Consider the following 24,714-nt stretch of genomic DNA (forward strand, 5'->3'; position numbering starts at 1 on the left):
GGTGGATCCCTTGCTCTGGTAGCCGAGGCTATTTCATGAAGCCGAAGCGGTCGAGCGAGATGAACAGCGTCAGCAGCTTGTTGACGACCGGTTCACCTTCGTTGTGATGGCCGAGCTCGGCCAGCGCGTCATCGATCGACCTGGTCGCCGCGACGAGTTCGGCGAGGTCCATATCGGCCATGACCCCGTAGAAGTCCAGCGGCAGCACGGCCCTCACCTCGCGGTCCTCGGTGACGACGCAGCCGCCGACGAGACCGTCCAGCCGGTGCAGGTTGTCGCACATCTCGGCGCTGTCGGAGCCGACCACCACGAAGTAGGCCGACGGCGCTGGCCAGAACGTGGAAACCGCGCCGCGATCGATCGACACGCCCTGGAACAGGCCGTTCACGATGTGCCGCGGGCCGTCGGCGTAGCGCTGCACGATCGAGATCCGGTTGAGCCGCGCCCCGTCGTATTCGGGGACGACCGCGCCGTCGCGGTACGGAACCCACACCTCCTGCGCGAACTTGCGATGCCCGCGCCCGTAGACGTCGAAGAGCAGCACCTTCGCCTGCGTGCCGTCAGCCGAGATCTCGATCGGCGTGAGCTCGAGCAATTCGGGCCGCAGGTCGCCGAGTCCGGGCCGGGGCCGCTTGGCCAGGACCGAGTAGTCGATGCCGACGGGCTCCAGCAGCCGCCGGTCCGCGGCCACCAGCTCGCCGCCCTTGAAGACGTAGCGCGGGTTGATCGTGGACAGGCTGTCGGTGAGCACGATGTCGGCGAATCGGCCCGGGCTCAGCGAGCCGAGATCACGGTCCTTGTGGAACGAGCGCGCGGCGTAGAGCGTGCCCATCTTGATCGCCTTGATCGGCGGCATCCCCATCTCCACGGCCAGCGAGACGACCCAGTCGATATGGCCTTGCCGCAGGACCCGGTCCACCGAGATATTGTCGGCGCAGAGCTGGAAGTTCTCGGCGGGCCAGCGGCGTTTCACGATGGCGCGCAACATCGTTCGAATGACCTCGGGACTGCCGACGCCGAACTTGATCTGCGTGTTCAGGCCGTAGCGGATGCTCTTCTCGATATCGGCTTCGTTCCACACGTCGTGGTTGTTGTCGACACCGATCGCGGGCATGTAATTGAGCAGCATGTCCGACAGTGACGTGACACCCCAGTGGCAGTTCACGAATCCGGCATTCGCCCGGCCGAGCGCGGATTTGCGGAAATCGTCGGCATTGCCGGTCATATAGGACAGGTGGGCCAGTTCGCCGAGGCCGATCACCGGATCCATCGCCAGCATCGCCTCGGTCACCTCGGGCGAGGTCTTCTTTCCCGGGGCGAAGGCATAGAGCCGATAGGGGAGTTTGTCGTGGTCGGCGAACAGCGCCCGCGCGGCCTCGACGGCCTCCTCGCCTGCGGCGCTGGCGAAGTCGAGGGTCTCGCCGAAGACCGTCGTCGTGCCGCTCGGCACGATCGCCTCCCCGAAGGCCGCCGGATGCGCGAGCTGGGATTCGAAGTGCAGATGCGCGTCGATCAGGCCGGGAATCGCGTAAAGCCCCTCACCATCGAAGGATTCGCGAAAACGCACGATCGATTCGTCGGGGCTGAGCGCGATGATGCGTCCGCCGTGGACGAGAAGGGTGCCGGGGTACACGGTTTCGCTGTGCACATCGAGAATGTGCAGATTGCGCAGCAGCAGGTCGGCTTCCTGCTCGCCTTCCAGGATGGCGAAGATACTGCGGACGTGATCGTCCTGGGTGGAAACGTCGGTCGTCGAATTCTGCTGGGGCATAGCGGTCCTCACCTCGATATTCCCGCACTGTCGCGGTGCGTGTATCGATTGGACGCGATCGGTACCGTTGCCCACAAGCATTCGTTTTCGCACGAGGTGTACTAAATTTTCGTACACTGATTCCGGGAGGTGAGCGGTGCTCCATTCACGATTGCTGCAGTACATCGACGAGGTGGCGCGGCTCGGGTCCATTCGCGCGGCCGGTGCCCGGCTCCATGTCGCGCCCTCGGCGATCAATCGGCAGATCCTGCTGCTGGAGGCCGAACTCGATCAGCCGCTGTTCGAACGGCTGCCGCGCGGCATGCGTCTGACCCCGGCGGGGGAGGCGCTGCTCGTGCACATCCGGCAGACGCTGCGGCAGTATCGCGAGACCGTGGCCGACATCCGTGATCTGCGCGCTCTCGGCAGCGGCGAGGTCGTGATCGCCACCATGACCGGCCTGGCCAGCAGCGTCGTCGCCACCGCGGCCACGACCTTCCGTGCCAGGCATCCGCAGATCCGGATCTCGATCCGCACTATGTCGACCCTCGACATCGTGCAGGCGATCGAGAACAGCGAGGCCGACCTCGGCCTCGGCTTCAACATCCCGCCGTCCGCGCAGCTCGAGGTCTGCTGGCAGATGAACACGCGGCTGGGCGTCGTCGTCTCGCCGCAGCATCCACTGGCCCCGATGGAGACGATTCCGCTCGCGCAGTGCACGCCGTTTCCGCTGATCTTCGCCGACCGCTCGATGGTGATCCACGGCATCGTCGCCGAGGCCTTCGCCAACGCCGGTCTCGATATCCAGCCCGCGTTCCACACCAATTCGATCGAGACGATGAAACGGCTCGCGATGTCCGGCGAGGCCATCGCCTTTCTCAGCGAATTCGACGTCGCCGAGGAACTGCGGGACGGTCGGCTGGCCTTCCGGCACGTCCGCGACGCCTTCGATGTGAACATCATCTCGCTCGTGCGCCGGGAGAAGCACGGCCACGGCCTGGCGAGTTTCCTGCTCGCCGACGAGATCGGAAAGACCTTGCGGCCCGGCGATCCCGACTAGCGGCGCGTCGTCGGCGAGGCGCCGGTCCAGCGGTGGAAGGCCTTGCGGAGGGCGCGGTCGTCGGTGAAGGCCAGGCGCTGGGCGACGGTCGAGGTGCTGTGGCCCTGGTCGAGCAGGGCTCGCGCGCGCTCGTAGCGCAGCAGGTCGAGTTCGTCGCGCCAGGACGTGCCGTGGTCGGCGAGATGGCGCTGCAGGGTGCGCTGGCTCATGGCGAGGTTCTTCGCGACCCGGGGCAGGGCCGGGTCGCCCGCGTCCAGGGCCGCGCCGAGGGCGATGCGGAAGGCGTCGAGCGGGCCCGCGATCGGGCGGGCGGAGGCCAGGACCAGGTCGGCGTGGCTGCGCATCAGGTCCGACAGCATCGGGTCGGCGCGCGCGAGCGGGGCGGTGGCGTCGTCGGCGTGGAAGGTGATCGCGTCCGACTCCGCGTCGAATTCGATGTCGGCGGTGCCGAATACGGCGATCAGGCCGGTGCGGTCGGCCGGTGCGGCGTGGCCGAAGCTGACCCGGGTCGGCACGAGCGGTCGGCCGAGCGCTTCGCGCGCGCGGCGCAGGTAGTAGGCGAGGACGTACTCGTTGACCACGGCGGCCACCGCCGGATCGCCGGCCGAGGTCCGGTAGCCGATGGTGAGATCACCGTCGCCGGTGAGGTCGAAACCCTCGGTGGCCGCGGTGACCAGGCGGTGATACGGCTGGGCGGCGCGCAGCGAATCCGCCAGTGTCGCACCGGTGGTCACCAGGTAGTCCCAGGTGTTGAGGGAGCCGAGCGGCGCGGCGGCGGCGATCGCCGCCCCCGATCCGGCGCCGGGTCGCGCCTGCGCGATGAGCTCCCACAGGCGCAGCAGCGAGGTCATCGGGATGCGGTTGAGCTCGCCGCTCAGGATCACCTCGTCGGTGCCGGGAACACGCGCCAGCTGGTCCTCGGCCACGCCCGCGGCCCGCGCGGCACGCAGGAGCAGCCGGAGCAGATGGGTGGACACCGTGCCGTCGAGACGGCTACCGATCCCCTCCGCCGCAACACCACTCACCTCTGCGACCCTACTGCGCCGATGCGAAGCGCCCGGTGCGCGTTCGCCCGGTCGCGGTGACCGGGCGAACGCCGAGGGGTCAGGCCGACGTCTCGACCGTCAGGCCCGCCTCGGACCAGTCCTGGATGCCCTCGCGGTACTTGCGGACATTGGTGTAGCCGAGAGCCTCCAGCTTGCTCGCGACGACTTGGCTGTTGCCGCACACCGCGTTCGTGCAGTAGGTCACGATCGCCGCGTCGCGGTCGGGGAGGAGGTCGGGGGCGCGGTCGTCGACCTCGTCCTCGACCAGGTTGAGGGCGCCGGGCAGGTGCGCCTTGGCGTAGTAGTCCGGCGGCAGCGCGTCGAGCACGGTCACGGTGTTCGCCGCGATCTCCGCGGCCAGCTCGTCGCGGGTGATGAGTGCGGTCATGGGTCCACCTCGGTCGTTCGGAGGAAATTTATGTGCGTGCACACGCTACTAGTTGTGTGCGCACGCACGCAAGTGGCTAAGCTGGTCCGGTGCCCACCGATCAGCCGTCCCGTCGCGCCGCGGTCGCCGCGTGGGCCGCGCTGCTCCAGGTGCACGCGGCCTTCGTCCCCGAGCTCGACGCCGAACTCCGCAGGGCCACCGGACTGCCGCTGACCTGGTACGACGTTCTGCTGGAACTCGACGCGGCCGGACCGATGCGGATGAGTGACCTCGGCGAGAAGGTCGTCCTCAGCCGGACCAGGGTCAGCCGCCTCGTCGCGGAACTGGAGGCGAACGGCCTGCTGCGCCGCGAGTCCAACCCCGACGACGGCCGGTCCGCGCTCGTCGCCATCTCCGACCTCGGCAGGCGGCGGTTCCGGGAGGCCGCGCCGCACTATCTGGCCGGTATCGAACGTCGGCTCGGTGCCAACGTCAGCGCCGCCGAACTCGAGGCCGTGGCCGTCACTCTGCGCACGGTGCTCGGCGGCCCGTAGCGCCCGCTCGCGCGCACCTCACCGAAGTGGGGGACGGGTGGGTGAACTCCCCGGAACAGAGTTAGGCTCGGGGTCGTGACTTCCCACTACGATGTCGTCGTTCTCGGCGCTGGTCCCGGCGGATACGTCGCCGCGATCCGTGCCGCTCAACTCGGCCTGCGAACAGCGATTGTCGAGCAGAAATACTGGGGTGGCGTGTGCCTGAACGTGGGCTGCATCCCGTCCAAGGCACTGCTGCGCAACGCCGAACTGGCCCATATCTTCCACAAGGAAGCCAAGACCTTCGGCATCTCCGGTGAGGTCAGCTTCGACTTCGGCGCGGCGTTCGACCGCAGCCGCAAGGTGGCGGACGGGCGCGTCAAGGGCGTGCACTTCCTGATGAAGAAGAACAAGATCGACGAGTTCGACGGCCTCGGTACCTTCACCGGCCCGAACTCGCTGGACGTGGCCCTCACCAAGGGCGGCGTCGAGACGATCACGTTCGACAACGTCATCATCGCCACCGGCACCACCACCAAGCTGCTGCCGGGCACCCAGCTCTCGGCCAACGTGGTGACTTACGAGGAGCAGATCCTCACCCGCGACCTGCCGGGCTCGATCCTGATCGTCGGCGCGGGCGCGATCGGCATGGAGTTCGCCTACGTCCTGAAGAACTACGGCGTGGACGTGCGGATCGTGGAGTTCCTCGACCGCGCGCTGCCCAACGAGGACGAGGACGTCTCCAAGGAGATCACCAAGCAGTACAAGAAGCTCGGCATCACCATCACCACCGGTGCCGCCGTGCAGACGATCGACGACGACGGCTCCAAGGTCACCGTCCAGATCAAGGACAACAAGTCCGGCGCGGTCGAGACCGTCACCGTCGACAAGGTGCTGCAGGCCGTCGGCTTCGCGCCCCGCGTCGATGGCTACGGCCTGGAGACCACCGGTGTCGCCCTCACCAACCGTGGCGCCATCGAGATCGACGAGTACATGCGCACCAATGTGCCCGGCATCTACGCGATCGGTGACGTCACCGCCAAGCTGCAGCTCGCGCACGTCGCCGAGGCGCAGGGTGTGGTCGCCGCCGAGACCATCGCCGGTGCCGAGACGCTGACCCTGGGCGACTACCGGATGATGCCGCGTGCCACCTTCTGCCAGCCGCAGGTCGCCAGCTTCGGTCTCACCGAGGAGCAGGCCCGCGACGAGGGCTACGACGTGAAGGTCGCGACCTTCCCGTTCACCGCCAACGGCAAGGCGCACGGTCTGGCCGACCCGACCGGCTTCGTGAAGCTGATCGCCGACAAGACCCACGGCGAGCTCATCGGCGGCCACCTCATCGGCCCCGACGTCTCGGAGCTGCTGCCCGAGCTGACCCTGGCCCAGAAGTGGGACCTCACGGTCAACGAGCTCGCGCGCAACGTGCACACCCACCCGACGCTCAGCGAAGCGTTGCAGGAAGCGATCCACGGCCTCGCGGGCCACATGATCAACTTCTGATCTGTCGAGGACACGAGGGGCGGTCGCCGGGCGACCGCCCCTCGGTCGTGTCAGCGACACGAATTCCGTGTATTTCTTTTCGGCCAATATTGCGGGCGTTGATTTGGCGAATTGGGGGGCCGTCCACGATGATCCGTGTAGTTCTTCGTTCGCTTGTCAGTCGCTACACCTGATCTCGTGAGTACATGGGTAACTCGCCGGGCACGCCCGCAAGCTGACTTCCTCGTGACCGCCAGCCCGGCGCCCTGATTTTCGACTTGTCGACGACCGGCAAGAGTCGCGGGGAGGCGGACAGAGAGGTAACGGACTCGTATGCGAATTCTCGGTTGGGTAGCTCGTGCTGCGGCATTGGTGGCGGTGGCCGGATTCGGAACCATGGCACCCGCGATGGCCGAACCGCTTTTCCCCGGTGGCCCCGACGTTCCCGGCGTTCCCGCCATCCTCCCGACGGCCTCCCCGTGCCCGGTGGTCGAGGCCAGGGCGTGCATGCGGCTGTCGACGAACGAGGCGTGGCTGGTCGACAACGGCCGGGTGATCTTCGGCCCGACGCCGATTTCGCACGGTATGGCCGGATACGAAACTCCGCCCGCCGTCACCCGGATTTCCTTCAAGCGGGAATTCCACTGGAGCACGATGCACAACGCGCCGATGCGCTGGGCCACCTTCTTCAACGGTGACATGGCATTCCATGTCGGCCCGGTCAATTCGAAGTCGCACGGTTGTGTGCGGATGACCGAGGACGGCGCCCACCGCTTCTTCGACTACCTGAACCCCGGCGACATCACCCAGGTCATCGACTGAGCAACGCCCGAACGAACGAACATGGGTAACTCACCGGGCACGGGCTGACCCGACCCGGTGAACCGCCCGCCAACGCTCACGCCCCCCGCGCCTTAGTCTGGCCTGAATACGCGGAGAGGCGGAACAGTGCGTAAGTGGTTGATCGGTGGGGCCGCGGCGGTCGCGCTGCTGCTGGTGATCGTCGCCGGGCTGTACGTGCTCATGAATTCGCGGACCTACCAGCTGACCGGCCGATTGGTCGATCGCGTCGACACCGACGAGAAGCTGGTCGCGCTGACGTTCGACGACGGGCCGACCGAACGCACCCCCGAGATCCTGCGCACGCTCGCCGAATTGCGGGTCCCGGCGACCTTCTACCTGATCGGCGACAACCTGGCCGCTCATCCCGAATACGGTGCCGCGATCGCGGCGGCGGGCCACGAGATCGGCAACCACTCGTACTCGCACCGCCGCATGGTGCTGATCTCCGGTGACACGGTGCGCGCGGAGATCGAGCGCACCGACACCGAGATCCGCCGCACCGGCTACCAGGGCCCGATCACCTTCCGCCCGCCCTACGGCAAGAAGCTCTGGGCGCTGCCGAGCTATCTCGCCGAGCACGACCGCACCACGGTCACCTGGGATGTCGAACCCGATTCCGCGGGCGGCGCCACCCGCGCCGCCATCGTCGACGACACCCTGGCGCAGACGAAACCCGGCTCGATCGTGCTGCTGCACGTCATGCACGGCCACGAATCCGCCGCTGCCCTTCCGGAGATCGTGTCCGGCCTGCGGGCGCGCGGCTACGACTTCACCACCGTGTCCGACCTGCTGCGGCGAGCGCCCGCCTAGCCGCGCGGAGCGGCGGAACGGTGATAGTTCGCCTGGGCCGCCCGGACGGTGTCCATGTTGGTCTCCAGGACCACGATCAGCGACTCCAGGCGTTCGGCCACCTGCGCGCCGAGCTCGGTGAGCGTGTACTCCACGCGGGGCGGGATGGCCTCGAGTACCTCGCGATGCACCATCCCGTCGCGTTCGAGCCCCTGCAGGGTCTGCGACAGCATTCGTTCGCTCACGCCGTCGACCCGTCTGCGCAGCGCGCTGAACCGGTAGGGGCCTTCGCGTAGCGCCACCAGGGCCAGGACGCCCCACCGGCCGGCGACATTCTGCAGCACCGGCCGCGACTCGCAATTGCGCGCGAAGACGTCGGCTTCCAGCGCCTGATCGTCGTCGGTCGACGAGGGCTGCGTGCTCATACCGCCGATCGTACCGCTCTTGACCAGAGTGCTTGCGGAATGCATAGTGCTTACTAATAGTTAGTACTAGAAAATCAGAACCAATCCTGGAGGTAGACCATGACTGTCGCGGTGACCGGAGCGAGTGGACAGCTGGGCAGGCTCGTCGTGGAAGCCCTGTTGGCGGCGGGCGAACAGCCGGTGGCGATCGTGCGCGATCCCGCCAAGGTCGCCGACCTGGCCGAACGTGGCGCCCAGGTCCGGCAGGCGAGCTACGACGACCCCGCCGCGCTCGACGCCGCGCTGGCCGGTGTCGACCGGGTGCTGCTGGTCTCCGGCAACGAATTCGGTGCCAGGGTCGCCCAGCACACCACTGTCCTCCGGGCCGCCGAGCGCGCCGGTGTCCGGCTGCTCGCCTACACCAGCATTCCGGTCGCGGACGACAATCGGATGATCCTCGCGCAGGAGCACCGCGGCACGGAGGAAGTACTCGCCACCGCGTCGATCCCGACCGTCCTGCTGCGCAACAGCTGGTACTGGGAGAACTACGCGGCGGGCGCCGCGCATGCCACGCAGACCGGGGTGCTGGCCGGCGCCTCGGGCGCGGGCAAGGTCTCCGGCGCTCCGCGTGCCGACTACGCGCAGGCGGCGGCGGTCGTGCTCACCACCGACGGCCACGAGGGCCGCGTCTACGAGCTCGGCGGTGACGAGGCCCTGAGCGGTGCCGACATCGCCGCCGTGCTCACCGAGGTCTCCGGCTCCCCGGTGCGCTACGAGAATCTCGCCGAAGCCGACTACGCGGCCGTCCTCGGCCAGGCGGGCCTGCCCGCGCCGGTGGCCGCGGCGCTGGCCGACGCCGACTCGGGCATCGCCGACGGCCTGCTCGAGGTCCGCACGGGTGATCTGGCCAAGCTCCTCGGCCGCCCGGTGACCCCGCCCGCCGAGGCGTTCCGCGGCATCCTCGGCTGATTTCCGGGGGTGGGCCGACGGGGAGCCGTGTGGCAGAGTTCGGGTGTGGCTACCGAAACTCCCCGTCGACGCACGCACTCCTACCTGAGCGGGCTGCTGTTCGTGATGGGCGTCCTGCACTTCGTCGCGCCGAAGCCCTTCGACGGCATCGTGCCGCCGCAGCTGCCCGGCAACCCGCGGACCTACACCTACGGTTCCGGGGTCGCCGAGCTCGGTGTGGCGACGGCGCTCGCGGTGCCGCGCACCCGTCGCTTCGGCGGCTGGCTGGCCGCTGCGCTGTTCATCGGTGTCTTCCCGGCGAACATCCAGATGGCTGTCGACGTGGTGGGCAACCCGAAGGCGCCCGGCCTGTTCAAGGCAGGCGTGCTGGCGCGGCTGCCGTTGCAGATCCCGATGGTCGTGGCCGCGCTGCGCGTGGCGCGCCGCTGATCACACCCACTGCACCAGCTGGATGACGATCCCGTTCGGGTCGGTCAGCTGGAAGTAGCGCTCGCCCCACTCCTCGGTCTCGATGGGCGTCTCGATCGGGACGCCCGCGGCGCGCAGGCGCTCGTACTCGGCGTCGATGTCGTCGACGACGAACACCACCAGCGTGCCGTCGCCCGCGCTACCCGCGATGCGCGCCGGCTTGAACGTGCTCAGGCCGGTGCGCAGGTAGATGACGTTCATCCCGGCGTCGGGCCGCTGGAGCGAGACGAACCCGTCGGCGGCCATCTGCTCGGTGAAGCCGAGGTGGTCGATGAGGAATGTCGCCGAGGCCTGCGGGTCGGCGACATTGAGCGAGATGGCGGAACCGGTGATCTGCATGGGTTCTCCTCGGTGTTGAACTCCGTACGTTGTACGCCTTTAACGATGGCGAGGAGGTCGCCGGTTCCGCTGTATGACCTGCGTCACAGGATCAGAAGGTGTCGCGGTCGATCCGCAGCGTGGTGATGGTGGCGGCCAGGCCCTCGTACTGGTTGATCAGCAGCACGATCTCGATGAGCAGCCGCTCGTCGTAGTGCGCGGCGAGTCCGGCCCACGCGGCGTCGTCGACATCGCGGCCGGTCACCAGCTGGTCGACGACCGTGAGCAGCGCCCGCTGCCGCGGCGTCCAGCCCTCCGCGTCCGGTCCGGCGGCGACCCGGTCGATCTCCACGGCCGTCAGCCCGGCCCTGCGGCCGAGGCGGCGATGATGGTCGGTCTCGTAGTCGCAGGCGCGCAGATGCGCGACCCGCAGGATGACCAGCTCCGCCTCGGCGCGCGGCAGCCGCCCGCCCGGCATGAGCTTGCCGGAAAAGTGCAGCCAGCCGCGGAACAGCCCGCCGGTGCGCCCGAGCGTGCTGAACAGGTGCGCGTCGTCGGTGCCCGACGCGCGGGAAAGCACTTGCCAGACAACCCAGTTGATCGGTCCGAGTTCGGCGAACCGTCCCGGGGAAACCCGTGGTAGGGGCGCTGGATCCATCACATCTCCACCTGTCTGCTCGTGCTCGCCCGGCCGGTTCGCAGCGTACTCGCCGGTACGGGATCGCGACGGCGACTGTGGGAGTCGTGCCGGTTTTCTTTGGTTTCCAGTGGTTTTCGCAACAGTTGCGCGTCATGATCGGTGGGTACCGCAGCGCGCAGCGGCGGTGTGAGGTCGCAGCACTGGTAGGGGAACATCGGAATGCTGGTTCGGATCAGGCCGGATGCGGAGCTCACCGGCGCCGAGCGGGAGTTCGTGGATTGCCTGCGCGCCTATCCGAGCACGGGGCTCGCGCTGGTGGATTGCCGGGTGGGCGATCGCAGGCTCGGCGCGGTGGTCGTGACGCCACGGGGGATCACGGTCATCGAGGTGAAGGGCTTCCGGCGACGGCAGAGCGGCCTGCTCGCGGTCTCGGCGGCGGGCGAGTGGACGATCAGCGACAGCCCGCTCGACCTGGACGCCGACCCCTCGGGCGGCCTCACCGACCGGCTCGAACACGGGATCCACGCCGTGCGCGTCGCGCTCGAGCAGGCGCTGCAGGACAGCAGGCATGTCAGCGGCGCGGTGGTGATGGTGCCGTACCGGGGCGTGGTGGTACGGCCGGCGCGCACCGCGCTGCGACCGGGGCTGGACGTGCTGGTCGCCAATACCGTCGACGCGCACGAGTTGCGGGTCTACCTCGAGGGCTTCTCCGCCGGGCCCCCGGCCTGGACCATCGACCGGGTGCTCACCACCTGCACCGCGCTGGGCGTCGGCACCCTGACACCGCCGCGCGCCGAGCTGGCCGCCGACGGTTTCGCGGGCAGCCGCCCCGCGCCTGCGCCGCTCCCGCCGCAGCCGCGCCGGTTCACCGAACCGATCCAGCCGCCGCCGCCCGCCCAGCCGGCCGAGCGCGGGAAGGCGGTCGGGCTGATCCTGTTCGCCGTGGCCGTGCTCGGTGTGTTCGTGGTGTTCCTGGTGGTCGGCCAGGCCCTGCTGCGGGACTCGCCGCAGCCGCGCCCCAGCTCGGACACCTCGCAGAGCACGACCAGGGTGCCGTCTTCGACGCCCGCCGGTCAGCGGCCGGTCGAGTGCTGGCCGTTCCAGAACGGCTGCTGAGCGCTCAATCCCGCACGGCGCGACCGAGTTTGGTGAAGGCGATCGCCTGCTCGGCGCGCACCCGGACATGCGCGCGGGAGGAGTCGATGTGCGCGGTGAGGGTGTGCAGGGCCGCCTCGCCGGCGCCCGCCAGGACCTGTTCGGCGATGGCGATGTGCTCGGCCGTCATCGCCGCGACCCGCTCGGCGGTCGGCACGTCCATGGTGCGGACCGGGCGCACCCGCACATAGACCGCGGTGAGCGCGTCGGCGAGGGCCGAATTGCCCGCTGCCCGTAGTAGTTCGGTGTGGAATCGCTCGTCGGCCGCCACCAGCTCCGGCCCCGGTTCCGGCGGGGTGTCCCGGTACTCGCGCCAGCGTTCCAGTTCCGCGCGCACGGCGGGCAGATCGTGCGAGGCGGGACTGTGCGGCTGGACCGAGTCGGCGGCATCGATGCGCTGGAAACCACGGGCCTCCAGCACTATTCGTAGCTCGTAGAGCTCGTCCAGTTCGGCAAGGCGCGGCCGGTACAGATAGAGCCCGTCCTGGTGGCGCTGGATCAGCCCGTCGGCCTGGAGCCGGGCCAGCGCCTCGCGCACCGGAGTGCGCGAGACGCCGTACCGCTGGGCCAGCCGTTCGGCGCGTAGTCGTTCGGTCGGCGGGACGGTCCCGGTGGCGAGGTCGTCGCGCAGCGCCAGGTAGACGCGCTCGGCCAGAGACACCCGCCCCCTGCGGTTCATGGCCTGCGGTCAGATCGCCATCGCCGCGCGGACCGCGGATTCCGCACCGGCACCGCCCGCACCCGACGAGCCGAGATGCCCCGAATGCAGCACGTAGTAGTGCTGCGCGGCCTGCAGCGCGAAGCCGATGTGCTGCTCCACCAGCAGCACGCTGAGGCCGCCGCGCTGGGTGAGATCGATGATGGTGCGCTCGATCTCGGCCACCACCGACGGCTGGATGCCCTCGGTCGGCTCGTCGAGGATGAGCAGCTTGGGCTCGGTGATCAGGGCGCGGGCGATGGCCAGCTGCTGGCGCTGACCGCCGGAGAGCAGCCCGGCCTTGCGGGTCAGCAGCTCACGCAGGGCGGGGAACAGTTCGAGCGATTCCTCGATCAGCGCCTTGCCGCGTTTGCGCCCGTCGGCGACGACCTGCAGATTCTCGGCGGTGGTCAGCTGGGGAAAACTCTGCTGCCCCTGCGGCACGTAGGCGATGCCGCGCTTGACCCGCTGCGACGGGGACAGCTTGGTGATCTTGTCGCCGTCGAAGGTGATCGTGCCCGACTTGGTCGGCAGCAGGCCGACCGCGGTGCGCAGCAGCGTCGTCTTGCCCGCGCCGTTGTGGCCCATGATGGCGACCACGCTGTCGTCCGGGACGGTCAGGCTGACGCCGTGGATCACCTCGGTGCGCCCGTAGCCCGAGTGGATGTCGTGTAGTTCAAGCATCGGCCGACTCCTTGTTCGTCGCGTCCCCGGCCAGTGCCGCGGTGCCGAGGTAGACCTCCTGCACTTTCGGATCGGCCTGCACCTCTTCGACACTGCCCTCGCTGAGCACCTTGCCGCTCGCGAGGACGGTGACCGAGGTGGCGAAGGAGCGCATGAAGTCCATGTCGTGCTCGACGACGACGACCACGCGGTCACCGCCGATGCGGCGCAACAGGTTTCCGGTCTCCTCGCGCTCCTCGGCGCTCATGCCCGCGACGGGTTCGTCGAGCAGCAGCACCGAGGCGTTCTGCACCAGCAGCATGCCGATCTCGAGCCACTGCTTCTGCCCGTGGGCCAGCACCCCGGCGGGCTTGTCCCGCAGCGCGGTGAGACCCGTTGTCTCCAGTGCCTCTTCGATGCTCGGCAGCACCGACTTGCGGGCCCGCAGCAGCGACAGCGGCGAACGGCCCGCTCCCGCGGCGATATCCAGGTTCTGTAACACGCTGAGCTGCTCGAACACGCTCGCGGTCTGGAAGGTTCTGCCGACGCCGAGCCGCGCGATCTGGTGCACCTTCTTGCCGAGCAGTTCGGTGCCCGACTTCTGGGCCGAGCCGGTGGCCGGCACCAGGCCGGTGATGGCGTCGATGAGCGTGGTCTTGCCCGCGCCGTTGGGACCGATCAGGAACCGCAGGTCGCCCTGCAGCACCGTCAGGTCGACATCGGTGACCGCCTTGAATCCGTCGAAACTCACCGAGAGGCCACGGATTTCGAGGTAGTCGCTGTCCATGCCCGCGTTGCCGCCCGCTTTGGGCTCGTGTGTGGTCATCGCGCTTCCACCTTCTCCTCGGTGACGACGGCGGGTTCGGCCGGCGCCGGTGCGGGTGCGGGTTCCGGTTTCCGGCTCTGCCACCAGCCCTTGAACAGCGGCCACAGCCCGGCCAGCCCGGCGGGGATGAACCCGACGACCACGATGAACAGCACGCCCTGCAGGTAGGTCCAGCCCGACGGGAACGACTCCGAGAGCGAGGTCTGCGCCCAGGCGACGCCGATCGCGCCGAGGACCGGGCCGAGCAGCGTGGTGCGGCCACCGATCGCGACCCCGATGAGGAACGCGATGGACGGGACGACGCCGATGTCGGCGGGGGAGATGATGCCGACGATCGGGGTGAACAGCGCACCCGCGATCCCGGCCAGGAACGCCGCCACCACGTAGGCGACGATCTTGATGTTGGCCGGGTCGTAGCCGAGGAAGCGCACCCGCTCCTCCGCGTCGCGCACCGCGACCAGCAGTTCGCCGTAGCGGCTGCGGTTGAGCTGGCGGATCAGCGCGACGACCAGCAGCAGCGTGCCCGCGGCGATGAAGAACAGCATCTGGCGGTTGGCCGGGTCGGAGAGCCGGAACCCGAAGAAGGACCGGAAGTCCGACAGGCCGGTGAAGCCGCCGATGGCCTGCTGACCGGTGAGCAGGATGGCCAGCGCCGCAGCCAGCGCCTGGCTCAGGATGGCGAAGTACGCGCCGCGCACCCGGCGCTTGAACACGCCGTAGCCGAGCACGGCGGCCACCAGCGCTGGCAGCACCAGGATGGCGAGGATGGCCACCGGCGCCGAGGTGAACGGCTGCCAGAACCCCGGTAGTTCGCTGATGCCGGAGATCTCCATGAACTCCGGGACGTCGTTGCCGAGGCGGGCGGCGTCGGCCAGCTGCATGTGCATGGCCATGATGTAGGCGCCGATGCCGAAGAACACGCCCTGGCCGAGGGTGAGCATTCCGCCACGGCCCCAGGCCAATCCGATGCCCGCCGCCACGATGGCGAAGCAGAGGAACTTGGCGAGCAGGTTCAGCCGGAAGTCGCTGAGTACCGCCGGTGCCACCGCGAACAGGATGAAGGCGGCGACGGCGAAACCGGCGAGCGGGGTCAGCCGGGGGTAGGCGCTGAGACGGTCCTTGAGTGCGGTCATGCCAGGCTCCTCGTCCGCACGGTGAACAGGCCCTGCGGGCGAACCTGCAGGAAGATGACGATCAGCACGAACACGATGACCTTCGCGATGGACGCGGTGGTCGAGTATTCGATGAACGAGTTGAGCAGGCCGAGCGCGAACGCCGCGATCACCGTGCCCTTGATCTGGCCGAGGCCACCGATGACGACCACCAGGAACGCGTCGATCAGATAGCTCTGGCCGATGGTCGGGCTGGTCGAGCCGATCAGGGTCAGCGCCACACCGGCGACACCGGCCAGGCCGGACCCGATGAAGAACGTGCTGATATCGGTGAATCGCGAAGAGATACCCGAGGTTTCGGCCAGGCCGCGGTTCTGCACGACGGCGCGGATGCGGCGACCCATCGGGGTGGTCTTGAGCACGGCGGCCAGCGCGGTCACCGCGACGATCGCCAGCACCAGGATGAAGATGCGGGTCTTGGGCACCACCGCGCCCGCGATGGTGATACCGCCGCTGAGCCATTCGGGCACCAGCACGTTCTTGGCGGGCGCGCCGAAGATGTCGCGCGCGGCCTGTTGCAACACCAGACCGACACCGAAGGTGACCAGCAGCGTGTCCAGCGGACGGTCGTACATGTAGCGGATCAGGCCCATTTCCAGGGCGGCGCCGAGCAGGCCACCGATCAGGAAGCCCATGAACAACGAGACGACCAGCGAGACGCCCGCCGACGAGAAGACCTGCTGCACAACGTAGGTGGTGTAACAGCCGGCCATGATGAATTCGCCGTGCGCCATGTTGATGACGCCCATCTGACCGAAGGTCAGCGACAGACCGAGGGCGGCGAGCAGAAGAATCGATCCCAGGCTCAACCCCGTGAAGAGCTGGCCGATCAGCACGTCCATTGCAGCGGACTCCTTGGAAATGGGGCGGTGTGGGACGCGCCGCGGACGGCGCGTCCCACACCTGTCGGGCTACTTACTTGAGGCCCTTGGCCCAGTCGTAGGACTTCAGGTACGGGTCCGGGGTGATCGCCTTGCCGGAGTCCCACACCGTGTAGATCAGGCCGTCCGGGCGGATCTCGCCGATCCGGGCGGTCTTGGTGATGTGGTGGTTGGAGCCGTCGATGGTGACGGTGCCCTCGGGGGCCTCGAAGCTGACGCCGTCAGCGGCGGCCTGCACGTCGGCCACGGCGAAGGACTTGGCCTTCTCGACGGTGTTCTTCCACAGGAAGACCGAGGCGTAGGCGGCTTCCATCGGGTCCGAGGTGGGCTTGTCGGCGCCGAAGGCGGCCTTGTAGTCGGCGACGAACTTCTTGTTCACCGGGGTGTCGACGGTCTGGTAGTAGTTCCAGGCGGTGAGCTGGCCCGCGATGTTCTGCGCGCCGATGCCGGCGACCTCTTCCTCGGCGATCGACACCGAGACCACCGGCATCTCGGCGGCCTTCAGGCCCGCGTTGGTGTACTCGCGGAAGAAGGCGACGTTGGAGTCACCGTTGAGGGTGTTGAAGACCGCGCCCGCCTTGGCATTACGGACCTTGTTGACGATGGTGGAGAAGTCGGTCGAGCCGAGCGGGGTGTAGTCCTCGCCCTTGATCTCGATGCCGTTGGCCGCGGCGTAGGCCTTGATCTCGCGGTTGGCGGTCTGCGGGAAGACGTAGTCCGAGCCGACCAGGTAGAGGGACTTGATGCCCTTCTGCTTCAGGTAGTCCAGCGCGGGAATGATCTGCTGGTTGGTGGTGGCGCCGGTGTAGAAGATGTTCTTGCTGTCTTCCAGGCCCTCGTACTGCACGGGGTAGTAGAGCAGCGAGTTCAGGCTCTCGAACTTGGGCTTCATGGCCTTGCGGCTCGACGAGGTCCAGCCGCCGAACACCGCGGCGACACAGTCGGAGCTGATCAGCTTCTCCGCCTTCTCGGCGAAGGTCTTCGGGTCGGAGGCGCCGTCTTCGAGGACGATCTCGATCTTCTTGCCGAGCACACCGCCCGCGGCGTTGATCTGGTCGATCGCCAGCTTGGTCGAATTGGCCACGGTGACTTCGGAAATGGCCATGGTGCCGGACAGCGAGTGCAGCGAGCCGACCTTGATGGTGTCCTTGGTGGTGTCGACGCACGAGGCGGCGGTCGAGCCGGACGACGCGTCGTCACGGGCACCGCAACCGGTGAGCAACAGGCCGGTGACGGCCACCGCGGCGGGCACCGCGAGTGCCTTGGCCAAACGGGATCGATACATGGGGCGGTTCTCCTCATCAGGTGTAACGGCGGCGCCACACGCGCCACAACGAACACCACCGCGGTCTGCCCCGGTGACTGGATGTACACCGAGTTGTATACAGCGGCTGTATTCGTGAGCGGAACAGTAGAGGGAACTTGTTGCACCGGAATATCTCTCGGTCACGTGTCCGTTTCGTCTGTTTCATCCATGTGAACAATTGCTCGGCGGCGGGTGCGGGCGGCTGCGCGCCTACGGTTGCGTAGGGACGCCACGGTGCGGCACGCTTCGAATTCGTACGACGTCGAACAGCCGGAGCACGCGGCACTCGGGCCGTGTGTGGTCAGTCGAGGAGGCGCCACGTGGGGCACTACAAGGCGAACGTGCGGGATATCGAGTTCAATCTGTTCGAGGTGCTCAACCTCGACAAGCTCCTGGATACCGGCGCCTACGGCGACCTGGATTCCGAGACGGTGCGCCAGATTCTCGCCGAGGTCGAACGGCTGGCCGAGGGGCCGATCGCGGACTCGTTCGCCGACGCCGACCGGCACCCCGTGGTCTTCCATCCGGATACCTTCGACATCTCCGTGCCCGAACCGTTACGCAAGACGGTGGCCGCGGTGCAGGAGGCGGGGTGGTTCCGCCTCGGCATGCCGGAGGGCATGGACGGCACCGCCGCCCCGAACGTACTGATGTGGGCGATCAACGAGCTCGTCATCTGCGCCAATCCGGCGGCCAGCTTCTTCAACATGGGCCCGCTGATGGGCTCGGTGCTCTACGAGGTCGGCACCGAGGAGCAGAAGCGCTGGGCGCGTGGCGGATTCGAGCGCGGCTGGCAGGGCGCCATGGTGCTCACCGAGCCCGACGCCGGGTCCGACGTCGGCGCGGGCCGGACCAAGGCCGTGCCGCAGCCCGACGGATCGTGGCACATCGAGGGCGTGAAGCGGTTCATCTCCGGTGGTGACGTGGGTGAGATCGCGGAGAACGTCTTCCACCTGGTGCTCGCCCGGCCGGAGGGCGCCGGTCCCGGCACCAAGGGGCTGTCGCTGTTCTACGTGCCGAAGTTCCTCTTCGATCCCGAGACGTTCGAGCTCGGTGACCGCAACGGCGTGTACGTGACCGGGGTCGAGCACAAGATGGGGATCAAGTCCTCGCCGACCTGTGAGGTCACCTTCGGTGGCACCGCGGTGCCCGCCAAGGGCTGGCTCGTCGGCGACGTGCACAACGGCATCGCGCAGATGTTCAAGGTGATCGAGAACGCGCGGATGACGGTGGGCGTGAAGTCGTCCGGGACGTTGTCGACGGGGTACCTGAACGCGCTGGAGTACGCCAAGACGCGCGTGCAGGGCGCGGATCTGACGCAGATGGCGGACAAGGCGGCGCCGCGCGTCACCATCACCCACCACCCCGATGTGCGGCGGTCGCTGGCCATGCAGAAGGCGTACGCCGAAGGGTTGCGCGCGGTGTATCTGTATACCGCCGCGCATCAGAACGAGGACGTGGCACAGCTCGTCTCCGGCGCCGACGCGGAGCTGGCGCACCGGGTGGACGATCTGCTGCTGCCGATCGTCAAGGGGGTCGGCTCGGAGCGGGCGTATCAGTTGCTCACCGAGTCGCTGCAGACCTTCGGTGGCTCCGGCTATCTGCAGGACTACCCGATCGAGCAGTACATCCGCGACGCCAAGATCGACTCGCTCTACGAGGGCACCACCGCGATCCAGGCCCAGGACTTCTTCTTCCGCAAGATCATTCGCGATCGCGGCGCCGCGCTGGCGCATGTGAACGCGCAGATCACCGCCTACCTGGACAGCGACACCGGCCGCTTCGCCACCGAGCGCGCCCTGCTGCGCACTGCCCAGGCCGACATCGGCGCGATGGCGTCCACCCTCACCGGCTACGCCATGGCGGGCCAGACCGATCCCACCGAGCTCTACAAGGTCGGCCTCGGCTCGGTCCGCTTCCTGATGTCGGTCGGCGACCTGCTCATCGCCTGGCGCCTGCTCGTCCAGGCCGACATCGCCGCCGCGGCCCTCGCCGCCGACACCGCCCCCAAGGACCGCCCCTTCTACCAGGGCAAAGTGGCCGCGGCCAGCTTCTTCGCCAAGAACGTCCTCCCCGAACTCACCGCCACCAGAAACATCCTCGCCACCCTCGACAACGACATCATGTCCATCCCGGAGGAAGCCTTCTGACCGCCGCCGATAGGTAGTGGCGTGCACCACACGGCATCCTGGAAGACGAGATTCGCGCGATCATCTCGTATCCGATGCTGCGATACGCGGTGAGATCAAGGATGGACCCTGAAGCGGCAGTGTTCGTGTTCGTCGGGCGGCTGGACAACGAGCCGTGACTCGAGGTGGTGGCAGAGAGCGTCGAAGACATCACCTGGGAGGTGTTTCACGCTATGCGGCTGACCGCGCGAGTTGCTGCCGAGGTGTACGCGCTGGCACGCATCTCGCTGCCGTGTGCGATCCGGCAACGGCCGCAACGGAGTTCATGGAGTGGAACGGAGAGTCCGTGATGGCAAAGCGAAGTGCTGAAGAGTACGAAGCGATGGCTGCCGAGTTCGAGCACGGCGACTACGCGGTCGTCGGCCCGATCGAAGCGGGGCCCGAATTGACGATGGGGCGGCCGATCGGTGGGGCCCGCGGCGGGAAGAGTCCGGTCCGGACTGTACGACTTCCGGCCGAGTTGGATGCGCGTCTGGCAGCGTACGCCGACCAGGCCGAGACGACGCCGAGTGATGTCCTGCGCCGGGCGGTAGCCGAATACTTGGCCCGTCATCCCCTCAGTGCGTGAAGTGAGCAGCTGAGTCGGTGGACTACTTGATCAGGTAGGGGGAGACCGAGCTGCGGTGTTCGCTGATGTCGAGGGCCTTGCCGAGTGGGGGGAAGGCGCGCTGGGGGCAGTTGGAGCGGACGCAGACGCGGCAGCCGGCGCCGATCGGGGTGGCGGTGGCTTCGCCGAGGTCGATGCCGTCGGCGTAGACGACGCGGCCCGCGTGGCGGAGTTCGCAGCCGAGGCCGATGGCGAAGGTCTTGCTGGGCTGGCCGTAGCGGGTGGCGCGGCGTTCGACGGTGCGGGCGACCCAGAGGTATTTGCGGCCGTCGGGCATCTGGGCGATCTGGGTCATGATCTTGCCGGGGTAGGCGAAGGTCTCGTAGACGTTCCAGAGCGGGCAGGTGCCGCCGCTGGCGGAGAAGTGGAAACCGGTGGCGGACTGGCGTTTCGACATGTTGCCCGCGCGGTCGACGCGGACGAAGGAGAACGGAACGCCGCGCAGGCTCGGCCGCTGTAGCGTCGAGAGCCGGTGGCAGATGGTCTCGTAACTCTGCGAGAAGAAGGCCGACAGGCGCTCGATGTCGTAGCGGAAGTCCTCGGCCACCTCGTGGAAGTGGGTATAGGGCAACACCGTCGCCGCGGCGAAGTAGTTGGCCAGGCCGAGCATGGCCAGCTTGCGCGAGGCCTCGGAGGCGAAATTGCCCTCCTCGACCAGCTTGTCGAGCAGCGGCCCGCACTCGAGATAGGCCAGTTCGGCGGCCAGCTTGAAGGTGCGCTGCCCGCCGGACAGGTGCGGGGAGATCTCGAGCTGCTTGGTCTCGGGGTCGTAGTGGTGCAGCACGCCCTCACCGAGATCGATCCGCTCGACGATCCGCACGCCGTGCGCGCGCAGCAACCGGACGATCTCGGTGCTCACCTCGCCGCCGTGGAACCGGATGCGCGCGGTGAGGTCCTCGGCCGCGGTGTCGAGTTCGTCGATGTAGTTCTGGCGCTGGTAGAAGTAGTCGCGCACTTCCTCGTGCGGCTTGCTGATCGCGGCGCTGCCGGAACCGTCGGAGAACCGGTCCTCGGTGGCGGCGGCGAGCTGGGCGCTGGTGTTGCGGTACCGGTTGTGCATGGCGACCAGGGCGCGCGCCATGCTCGGATGCGCCGAGACCATGTCGGCGATCTCCTGGGTGTCGGCCTCGATGCCGAGCTCGGCGTCCATCACGACTTCCTGCAACTCGGCGATGAGCCGGGTGTCGTCGTGGGCGGAGAAGAAGGCCGGATCGACGCCGAAGACCTCGTTGATCCGCTTGAGCACGGGCACCGTCAGCGGCCGCACGTCGTGCTCGATCTGGTTGAGATAGCTGGCCGAGATCTCCAGCTTCTGGGCCAGCGAGACCTGGCTCAGCCCGCGCTCGGTCCGCAGCTGGCGCAGCCGCGCACCGACATAGGTCTTGGCCATATGTCCAGTTTATGGGCGGTTTCGCAACCTTGCCAATGGATTCTTAACAGCGTGGGCTGAGCGATGTGTCACACCGTCGCGCTACCGTCGTCGGGTGCTGTTCAGCGATGTCGTCGCGGCCTCGGCGGCCGTGCGGGCGACCAGGTCGCGCAAGGCGAAGATCGCCGCGCTGGCCGAGCTCTTCGCCGCCGCGGGCCCGGCGGAGATCGGGACCGTCGTCGCCTGGCTCTCCGGCGACCTGGTGCAGGGCCGGATCGGCGCGGGGTGGCGCACGGTGGCCGGCCTGGAGACGCCGCCGAGCGCCGCGCCGCGGCTGACCGTCGGCGAGGTCGACGGCGTCTTCACCGAACTCACCGGGCTCAGCGGCACCGGCTCGACGCTGCGCAGGCGGGAACTGCTCACGGCCCTGTTCACCGCCGCGACCGAGGACGAACAGTCCTTCCTGATCCGGCTGCTCACCGGGGAACTGCGCCAGGGCGCGCTCACCGCGGTCGTCGTCGAGGCGCTCGCCCAGGCCACCGGCATCCCGGTCGAGGTGGTGCGGCGCGCGCACATGCTGTCCGGTCAGCTGCCCGCGACCGCCGTCGCCGCGGTCACCGGCGGCGAGGCGGCGCTCACCGCGTTCCGGCTCGAGGTCGGCAGGCCGGTCGCGCCGATGCTCGCGTCACCGGGTGGCTCGCTGGACGAGGCGCTGGCCGAACTCGGCCCGCAGGTGAGCGTCGAGCACAAGCTCGACGGCGCCCGGATCCAGGTGCACCGCGACGGCGAGCGCGTGTGGGTCTTCACCCGCACGCTGCGCGACATCACCGCGAGCGTGCCCGAGCTGGTCGAGCTGGTCGCCGGCCTCGCCTGCACGAGCGTGGTCCTGGACGGGGAGACCCTCGCCCTGACCGACGCGGGCAGGCCGCGCCCGTTCCAGGAGACGATGAGCCGGTTCGCGACCGTCGGCGAGGACGCCAGGGACCTGCTGCTGCACCCCTACTTCTTCGACTGCCTGCACCTCGACGGCGTCGACCTGATCGACGAACCGCTGCGGGCCCGCCGCGCCGCGCTGGCCGGGGTGGCGGGCGAGCACGTCATCCCGGCGCTGGTCGCCCCCGACGCCGAGGCGGCCGCCGAGTACTACGACGACGCGCTGGCCGTCGGCAACGAGGGCGTGATGGTCAAGGCGCTGGACGCGCCGTACGCGGCGGGCAGGCGCGGCAAGGCGTGGCAGAAGATCAAACCGGCGCACACCCTCGACCTGCTGGTGATCGGCGCGGAATGGGGCTACGGCAGGCGCACCGGGTTCCTGTCGAACCTGCACCTGGCCGCGCGCGATCCGGAGACGGGCGAGCCGGTGATGGTCGGCAAGACGTTCAAGGGCCTCACCGACGAGCTGCTGCGCTGGCAGACCGCGGAGTTCCCCCGGCACCAGACCCACACCGACGGGCACGCCGTGTTCCTGCGCCCACGGCTCGTCGTCGAGATCGCGCTCGACGGTGTCCAGGCCAGCACCAGGTACCCGGGCGGTGTCGCCCTGCGCTTCGCCAGGGTGCTGCGCTACCGGCCGGACAAGGAGCCCGACCAGGCCGACACCATCGACGCGGTGCGCGCGCTGGGGGTCGTGAGCTGACCCGTCGGGGACTTACCTGCAACAGTTTGGCAATCCGGTATCGGCATACGACACACTGTTCGGGTGAGCGCCGAACTAATGGTCCTGTTGATCGTCATCGTCACAGCTCTCGCATTCGACTTCACCAACGGATTCCACGACACGGCCAATGCCATGGCGACCTCGATCGCCACCGGGGCGCTGAAGCCGCGCGTGGCGGTGGCGCTGTCCGGCGTGCTGAATCTGATCGGCGCCTTCCTGTCGGTATCGGTGGCGGCGACTGTGGCCAAGGGCATCGTGCAGCTGAACGACGTGGGCGGGCAGGACCTGCTCGTCATCGTCTTCGCCGGCCTGGTCGGCGGCATCCTGTGGAACCTGCTGACCTGGCTGCTCGGGCTGCCGTCGAGCTCCTCGCACGCGCTGTTCGGCGGCCTGATCGGCTCCACGATCGCCGCGCTCGGCTGGAACGGCGTGATCTGGGCGTCGGGCTCGGAGGGCGTGCTGATCAAGATCGTGCTGCCCGCGATCCTGGCCCCGGTGATCGCCGCGCTGGTCGCGGCCATCGCCACCTTCCTGGTGTACCGGATCACCCGTGGCGTCGACGAGGACAAGGCGAACGAGGGCTTCCGCTGGGGCCAGATCGGGTCGGCGTCGCTGGTCTCGCTGGCCCACGGCACCAACGACGCGCAGAAGACGATGGGCATCATCTTCCTGGCGCTGGTGGCCTACGGCACGCTCGACAAGGACGACCACATGCCGCTGTGGGTGATGGCGGCCTGCGCGGTGGCGATCGCCCTCGGCACCTACCTCGGCGGCTGGCGGATCATCCGGACTCTGGGCAAGGGCCTGGTCGAGATCGAGTCGCCGCAGGGAATGGCCGCCGAGTCCACCTCGGCGGCGATCATCCTCACCTCGGCGCACTTCGGCCTGCCGCTGTCGACCACGCAAACCGCGACCGGCTCGATCCTCGGCACCGGCATCGGCAAGGGCGCCGAGGTGCGCTGGCGGGTGATGGGCCGGATGGCCGTCGCCTGGCTGCTGACGCTGCCGATGGCGGGCATCGTCGGCGCGATCTGCTGGGCCATCGCGCACCTCATCGGTGGCCTGCCCGGCGTCCTGGTGGTGTTCGCGATCCTGATCGGCGGTGCGCTCGGCATCTATCTGCGGTCGCGCCGCGACCCGGTCGGCACCCACAATGTCAACGAGTGGCCCGAGGGTGTGCCGCCCGCGGCGACGCCGTCGTCGGTCGAACAGCACCACGCCGGGTAAAGGAGCGATCGTGCAATCCGTGATCACGAATCTGAGTTCACTGTGGGAAGTGGTGCTGGCCGCGCTGGTCTTCGGTGCCGGCGTGCCCGCGGTCTTCGCCTTCGCCGTGCGGTGGTGGGCCCAGGCGGAGACGGTCGACGCCGACGGTCGCGTCCGCCGCAACTACCCGGCGCTGGCCGGTGCGCTGATCTGCGTGGTCGTCATCGTCATGGTGGTGATCACCGGAATCCTGTTCACCGCCAAGGCCTTCATCGCCCATCAGTTCGGCATCCATCTGTTCGGTCAAGCATGAGCGAGGA

At 68.4% G+C, this 24,714-nt stretch carries 26 protein-coding genes; 13 read left to right on the forward strand and 13 right to left on the reverse strand.

Translation table 11 applies throughout. The features are described from left to right. Positions 1-28: 28 nt before the first annotated feature. A complete protein-coding gene (locus ACFVW6_RS02835) occupies positions 29-1,936 on the reverse strand; it encodes an adenine deaminase C-terminal domain-containing protein (protein ID WP_378824040.1) in 1,908 nt (635 codons plus the stop codon). On the opposite strand from ACFVW6_RS02835, the gene ACFVW6_RS02840 reads away from it, so the two are divergent. After that, complete coding sequence (locus ACFVW6_RS02840; protein WP_378824039.1) at positions 1,908-2,810, forward strand: LysR family transcriptional regulator; 903 nt, start codon at positions 1,908-1,910, stop codon at positions 2,808-2,810. The two genes, ACFVW6_RS02835 and ACFVW6_RS02840, sit on opposite strands and share 29 nt — an antisense overlap. On the opposite strand, the gene ACFVW6_RS02845 is transcribed toward ACFVW6_RS02840, so the two are convergent. Then, on the reverse strand, positions 2,807-3,835 hold the full coding sequence (locus ACFVW6_RS02845) for an AraC family transcriptional regulator ligand-binding domain-containing protein (RefSeq protein ID WP_378824038.1): 1,029 nt from the start codon (positions 3,833-3,835) through the stop codon (positions 2,807-2,809). The genes ACFVW6_RS02840 and ACFVW6_RS02845 overlap by 4 nt on opposite strands. Positions 3,836-3,914: 79 nt before the next feature. Beyond that, on the reverse strand, positions 3,915-4,244 hold the full coding sequence (locus ACFVW6_RS02850; protein ID WP_355274280.1) for a rhodanese-like domain-containing protein: 330 nt from the start codon (positions 4,242-4,244) through the stop codon (positions 3,915-3,917). An 89-nt stretch (positions 4,245-4,333) separates the two neighbouring features. Between ACFVW6_RS02850 and ACFVW6_RS02855 the strand changes: the two genes are divergently transcribed. The 4 genes from ACFVW6_RS02855 to ACFVW6_RS02870 all read left to right on the forward strand — a co-directional run bounded on the left by ACFVW6_RS02855 (position 4,334) and on the right by ACFVW6_RS02870 (position 7,888). Beyond that, positions 4,334-4,777 (forward strand): MarR family winged helix-turn-helix transcriptional regulator, encoded by a 444-nt coding sequence (locus ACFVW6_RS02855; RefSeq protein ID WP_378824037.1) that lies wholly within the window; start codon positions 4,334-4,336, stop codon positions 4,775-4,777. 75 nt (positions 4,778-4,852) lie between these two features. Then, complete coding sequence (lpdA, locus tag ACFVW6_RS02860; RefSeq protein WP_357342409.1) at positions 4,853-6,256, forward strand: dihydrolipoyl dehydrogenase; 1,404 nt, start codon at positions 4,853-4,855, stop codon at positions 6,254-6,256. 387 nt (positions 6,257-6,643) lie between these two features. Then, positions 6,644-7,057 (forward strand): L,D-transpeptidase, encoded by a 414-nt coding sequence (locus ACFVW6_RS02865; RefSeq protein WP_355274273.1) that lies wholly within the window; start codon positions 6,644-6,646, stop codon positions 7,055-7,057. Between the two features lie 126 nt (positions 7,058-7,183). After that, entirely contained in the window at positions 7,184-7,888 is a 705-nt protein-coding gene (locus ACFVW6_RS02870; RefSeq protein WP_378824036.1) for a polysaccharide deacetylase family protein, read from the forward strand. On the opposite strand, the gene ACFVW6_RS02875 is transcribed toward ACFVW6_RS02870, so the two are convergent. After that, positions 7,885-8,292: a winged helix-turn-helix transcriptional regulator gene (locus ACFVW6_RS02875; RefSeq protein WP_378824035.1), complete on the reverse strand. Its 408-nt coding sequence runs from the start codon at positions 8,290-8,292 to the stop codon at positions 7,885-7,887. The two genes, ACFVW6_RS02870 and ACFVW6_RS02875, sit on opposite strands and share 4 nt — an antisense overlap. Before the next feature lie 99 nt (positions 8,293-8,391). Here ACFVW6_RS02875 and ACFVW6_RS02880 point away from each other — a divergent pair, with 99 nt between their 5' ends. Beyond that, a complete protein-coding gene (locus tag ACFVW6_RS02880) occupies positions 8,392-9,240 on the forward strand; it encodes an SDR family oxidoreductase (protein ID WP_378824034.1) in 849 nt (282 codons plus the stop codon). A 105-nt stretch (positions 9,241-9,345) separates the two neighbouring features. After that, positions 9,346-9,669 (forward strand): hypothetical protein, encoded by a 324-nt coding sequence (locus tag ACFVW6_RS02885; protein WP_378825608.1) that lies wholly within the window; start codon positions 9,346-9,348, stop codon positions 9,667-9,669. Here the strand turns inward: ACFVW6_RS02885 and ACFVW6_RS02890 are convergent, their stop codons facing one another. Both ACFVW6_RS02890 and ACFVW6_RS02895 read right to left on the reverse strand, forming a co-directional pair. Next, positions 9,670-10,047 carry a VOC family protein gene (locus tag ACFVW6_RS02890; protein WP_378824032.1) on the reverse strand — a complete coding sequence of 126 codons (378 nt, stop codon included), beginning with the start codon at positions 10,045-10,047 and terminating at the stop codon, positions 9,670-9,672. It lies immediately after the preceding gene. A 91-nt stretch (positions 10,048-10,138) separates the two neighbouring features. Further along, a complete protein-coding gene (locus ACFVW6_RS02895) occupies positions 10,139-10,684 on the reverse strand; it encodes a carboxymuconolactone decarboxylase family protein (protein WP_378824031.1) in 546 nt (181 codons plus the stop codon). A 201-nt stretch (positions 10,685-10,885) separates the two neighbouring features. On the opposite strand from ACFVW6_RS02895, the gene ACFVW6_RS02900 reads away from it, so the two are divergent. After that, positions 10,886-11,782 (forward strand): nuclease-related domain-containing protein, encoded by an 897-nt coding sequence (locus tag ACFVW6_RS02900; RefSeq protein ID WP_378824030.1) that lies wholly within the window; start codon positions 10,886-10,888, stop codon positions 11,780-11,782. Positions 11,783-11,786: 4 nt separating this feature from the next. Here ACFVW6_RS02900 and ACFVW6_RS02905 read toward each other — a convergent pair whose 3' ends face one another. From ACFVW6_RS02905 to urtA, 6 genes are all read right to left on the reverse strand, one after another. Beyond that, positions 11,787-12,500, reverse strand: a complete 714-nt coding sequence (locus tag ACFVW6_RS02905) for a GntR family transcriptional regulator (RefSeq protein ID WP_378824029.1) — start codon at positions 12,498-12,500, stop codon at positions 11,787-11,789. Between the two features lie 9 nt (positions 12,501-12,509). After that, the gene (urtE, locus tag ACFVW6_RS02910; protein WP_355274253.1) at positions 12,510-13,202 is read right to left on the reverse strand and encodes an urea ABC transporter ATP-binding subunit UrtE; all 693 of its coding nucleotides are present in this window, start codon (positions 13,200-13,202) and stop codon (positions 12,510-12,512) included. Continuing rightward, a complete protein-coding gene (gene urtD / locus ACFVW6_RS02915) occupies positions 13,195-14,007 on the reverse strand; it encodes an urea ABC transporter ATP-binding protein UrtD (RefSeq protein WP_378824028.1) in 813 nt (270 codons plus the stop codon). The genes urtE and urtD overlap by 8 nt, the downstream gene beginning before the upstream one ends. Beyond that, positions 14,004-15,140, reverse strand: a complete 1,137-nt coding sequence (urtC, locus tag ACFVW6_RS02920; protein ID WP_378824027.1) for an urea ABC transporter permease subunit UrtC — start codon at positions 15,138-15,140, stop codon at positions 14,004-14,006. The genes urtD and urtC overlap by 4 nt, the downstream gene beginning before the upstream one ends. Then, the gene (urtB, locus tag ACFVW6_RS02925; protein WP_357342424.1) at positions 15,137-16,021 is read right to left on the reverse strand and encodes an urea ABC transporter permease subunit UrtB; all 885 of its coding nucleotides are present in this window, start codon (positions 16,019-16,021) and stop codon (positions 15,137-15,139) included. The genes urtC and urtB overlap by 4 nt, the downstream gene beginning before the upstream one ends. 73 nt (positions 16,022-16,094) lie before the next feature. Continuing rightward, positions 16,095-17,345, reverse strand: a complete 1,251-nt coding sequence (urtA, locus tag ACFVW6_RS02930) for an urea ABC transporter substrate-binding protein (RefSeq protein ID WP_355274241.1) — start codon at positions 17,343-17,345, stop codon at positions 16,095-16,097. 341 nt (positions 17,346-17,686) lie between these two features. Between urtA and ACFVW6_RS02935 the strand changes: the two genes are divergently transcribed. Together ACFVW6_RS02935 and ACFVW6_RS02940 are read left to right on the forward strand one after the other, a co-directional pair. Continuing rightward, a complete protein-coding gene (locus ACFVW6_RS02935) occupies positions 17,687-19,516 on the forward strand; it encodes an acyl-CoA dehydrogenase (protein WP_378824026.1) in 1,830 nt (609 codons plus the stop codon). Positions 19,517-19,844: 328 nt separating this feature from the next. Next, a complete protein-coding gene (locus ACFVW6_RS02940) occupies positions 19,845-20,123 on the forward strand; it encodes a ribbon-helix-helix protein, CopG family (protein ID WP_355274233.1) in 279 nt (92 codons plus the stop codon). A 22-nt stretch (positions 20,124-20,145) separates the two neighbouring features. On the opposite strand, the gene ramB is transcribed toward ACFVW6_RS02940, so the two are convergent. Beyond that, positions 20,146-21,552, reverse strand: a complete 1,407-nt coding sequence (gene ramB / locus ACFVW6_RS02945) for an acetate metabolism transcriptional regulator RamB (protein ID WP_355274231.1) — start codon at positions 21,550-21,552, stop codon at positions 20,146-20,148. A gap of 94 nt (positions 21,553-21,646) precedes the next feature. On the opposite strand from ramB, the gene ACFVW6_RS02950 reads away from it, so the two are divergent. From ACFVW6_RS02950 to ACFVW6_RS02960, 3 genes are all read left to right on the forward strand, one after another. Continuing rightward, entirely contained in the window at positions 21,647-23,167 is a 1,521-nt protein-coding gene (locus ACFVW6_RS02950) for an ATP-dependent DNA ligase (protein ID WP_378824025.1), read from the forward strand. A 63-nt stretch (positions 23,168-23,230) separates the two neighbouring features. Then, positions 23,231-24,415: an inorganic phosphate transporter gene (locus tag ACFVW6_RS02955; protein ID WP_357342429.1), complete on the forward strand. Its 1,185-nt coding sequence runs from the start codon at positions 23,231-23,233 to the stop codon at positions 24,413-24,415. 10 nt (positions 24,416-24,425) lie between these two features. Next, positions 24,426-24,707 (forward strand): hypothetical protein, encoded by a 282-nt coding sequence (locus ACFVW6_RS02960; RefSeq protein ID WP_355274223.1) that lies wholly within the window; start codon positions 24,426-24,428, stop codon positions 24,705-24,707. Positions 24,708-24,714: the final 7 nt, after the last annotated feature.

The organism is Nocardia sp. NPDC058244, from assembly GCF_042882065.1.
In the GTDB taxonomy this organism is placed as follows: Bacteria; Actinomycetota; Actinomycetes; order Mycobacteriales; family Mycobacteriaceae; genus Nocardia.

Excerpts from the sequence above, each read along its gene's own strand:
- urtB (WP_357342424.1), bottom strand. The coding sequence starts at position 16,021 with ATGGACGTGCTGATCGGCCAGCTCTTCACGGGGTTGAGCCTGGGATCG.
- ACFVW6_RS02940 (WP_355274233.1), top strand. The coding sequence starts at position 19,845 with ATGGCAAAGCGAAGTGCTGAAGAGTACGAAGCGATGGCTGCCGAGTTC.
- ACFVW6_RS02865 (WP_355274273.1), top strand. The coding sequence starts at position 6,644 with ATGGCCGAACCGCTTTTCCCCGGTGGCCCCGACGTTCCCGGCGTTCCC.
- urtC (WP_378824027.1), bottom strand. The coding sequence starts at position 15,140 with ATGACCGCACTCAAGGACCGTCTCAGCGCCTACCCCCGGCTGACCCCG.
- urtE (WP_355274253.1), bottom strand. The coding sequence starts at position 13,202 with ATGCTTGAACTACACGACATCCACTCGGGCTACGGGCGCACCGAGGTG.
- urtD (WP_378824028.1), bottom strand. The coding sequence starts at position 14,007 with ATGACCACACACGAGCCCAAAGCGGGCGGCAACGCGGGCATGGACAGC.
- ACFVW6_RS02875 (WP_378824035.1), bottom strand. The coding sequence starts at position 8,292 with ATGAGCACGCAGCCCTCGTCGACCGACGACGATCAGGCGCTGGAAGCC.
- ACFVW6_RS02895 (WP_378824031.1), bottom strand. The coding sequence starts at position 10,684 with ATGGATCCAGCGCCCCTACCACGGGTTTCCCCGGGACGGTTCGCCGAA.
- ACFVW6_RS02885 (WP_378825608.1), top strand. The coding sequence starts at position 9,346 with ATGGGCGTCCTGCACTTCGTCGCGCCGAAGCCCTTCGACGGCATCGTG.
- ACFVW6_RS02880 (WP_378824034.1), top strand. The coding sequence starts at position 8,392 with ATGACTGTCGCGGTGACCGGAGCGAGTGGACAGCTGGGCAGGCTCGTC.
- urtA (WP_355274241.1), bottom strand. The coding sequence starts at position 17,345 with ATGTATCGATCCCGTTTGGCCAAGGCACTCGCGGTGCCCGCCGCGGTG.
- ACFVW6_RS02835 (WP_378824040.1), bottom strand. The coding sequence starts at position 1,936 with ATGTACTGCAGCAATCGTGAATGGAGCACCGCTCACCTCCCGGAATCA.
- ACFVW6_RS02900 (WP_378824030.1), top strand. The coding sequence starts at position 10,886 with ATGCTGGTTCGGATCAGGCCGGATGCGGAGCTCACCGGCGCCGAGCGG.
- ACFVW6_RS02850 (WP_355274280.1), bottom strand. The coding sequence starts at position 4,244 with ATGACCGCACTCATCACCCGCGACGAGCTGGCCGCGGAGATCGCGGCG.
- ACFVW6_RS02905 (WP_378824029.1), bottom strand. The coding sequence starts at position 12,500 with ATGAACCGCAGGGGGCGGGTGTCTCTGGCCGAGCGCGTCTACCTGGCG.
- ramB (WP_355274231.1), bottom strand. The coding sequence starts at position 21,552 with ATGGCCAAGACCTATGTCGGTGCGCGGCTGCGCCAGCTGCGGACCGAG.
- ACFVW6_RS02890 (WP_378824032.1), bottom strand. The coding sequence starts at position 10,047 with ATGCAGATCACCGGTTCCGCCATCTCGCTCAATGTCGCCGACCCGCAG.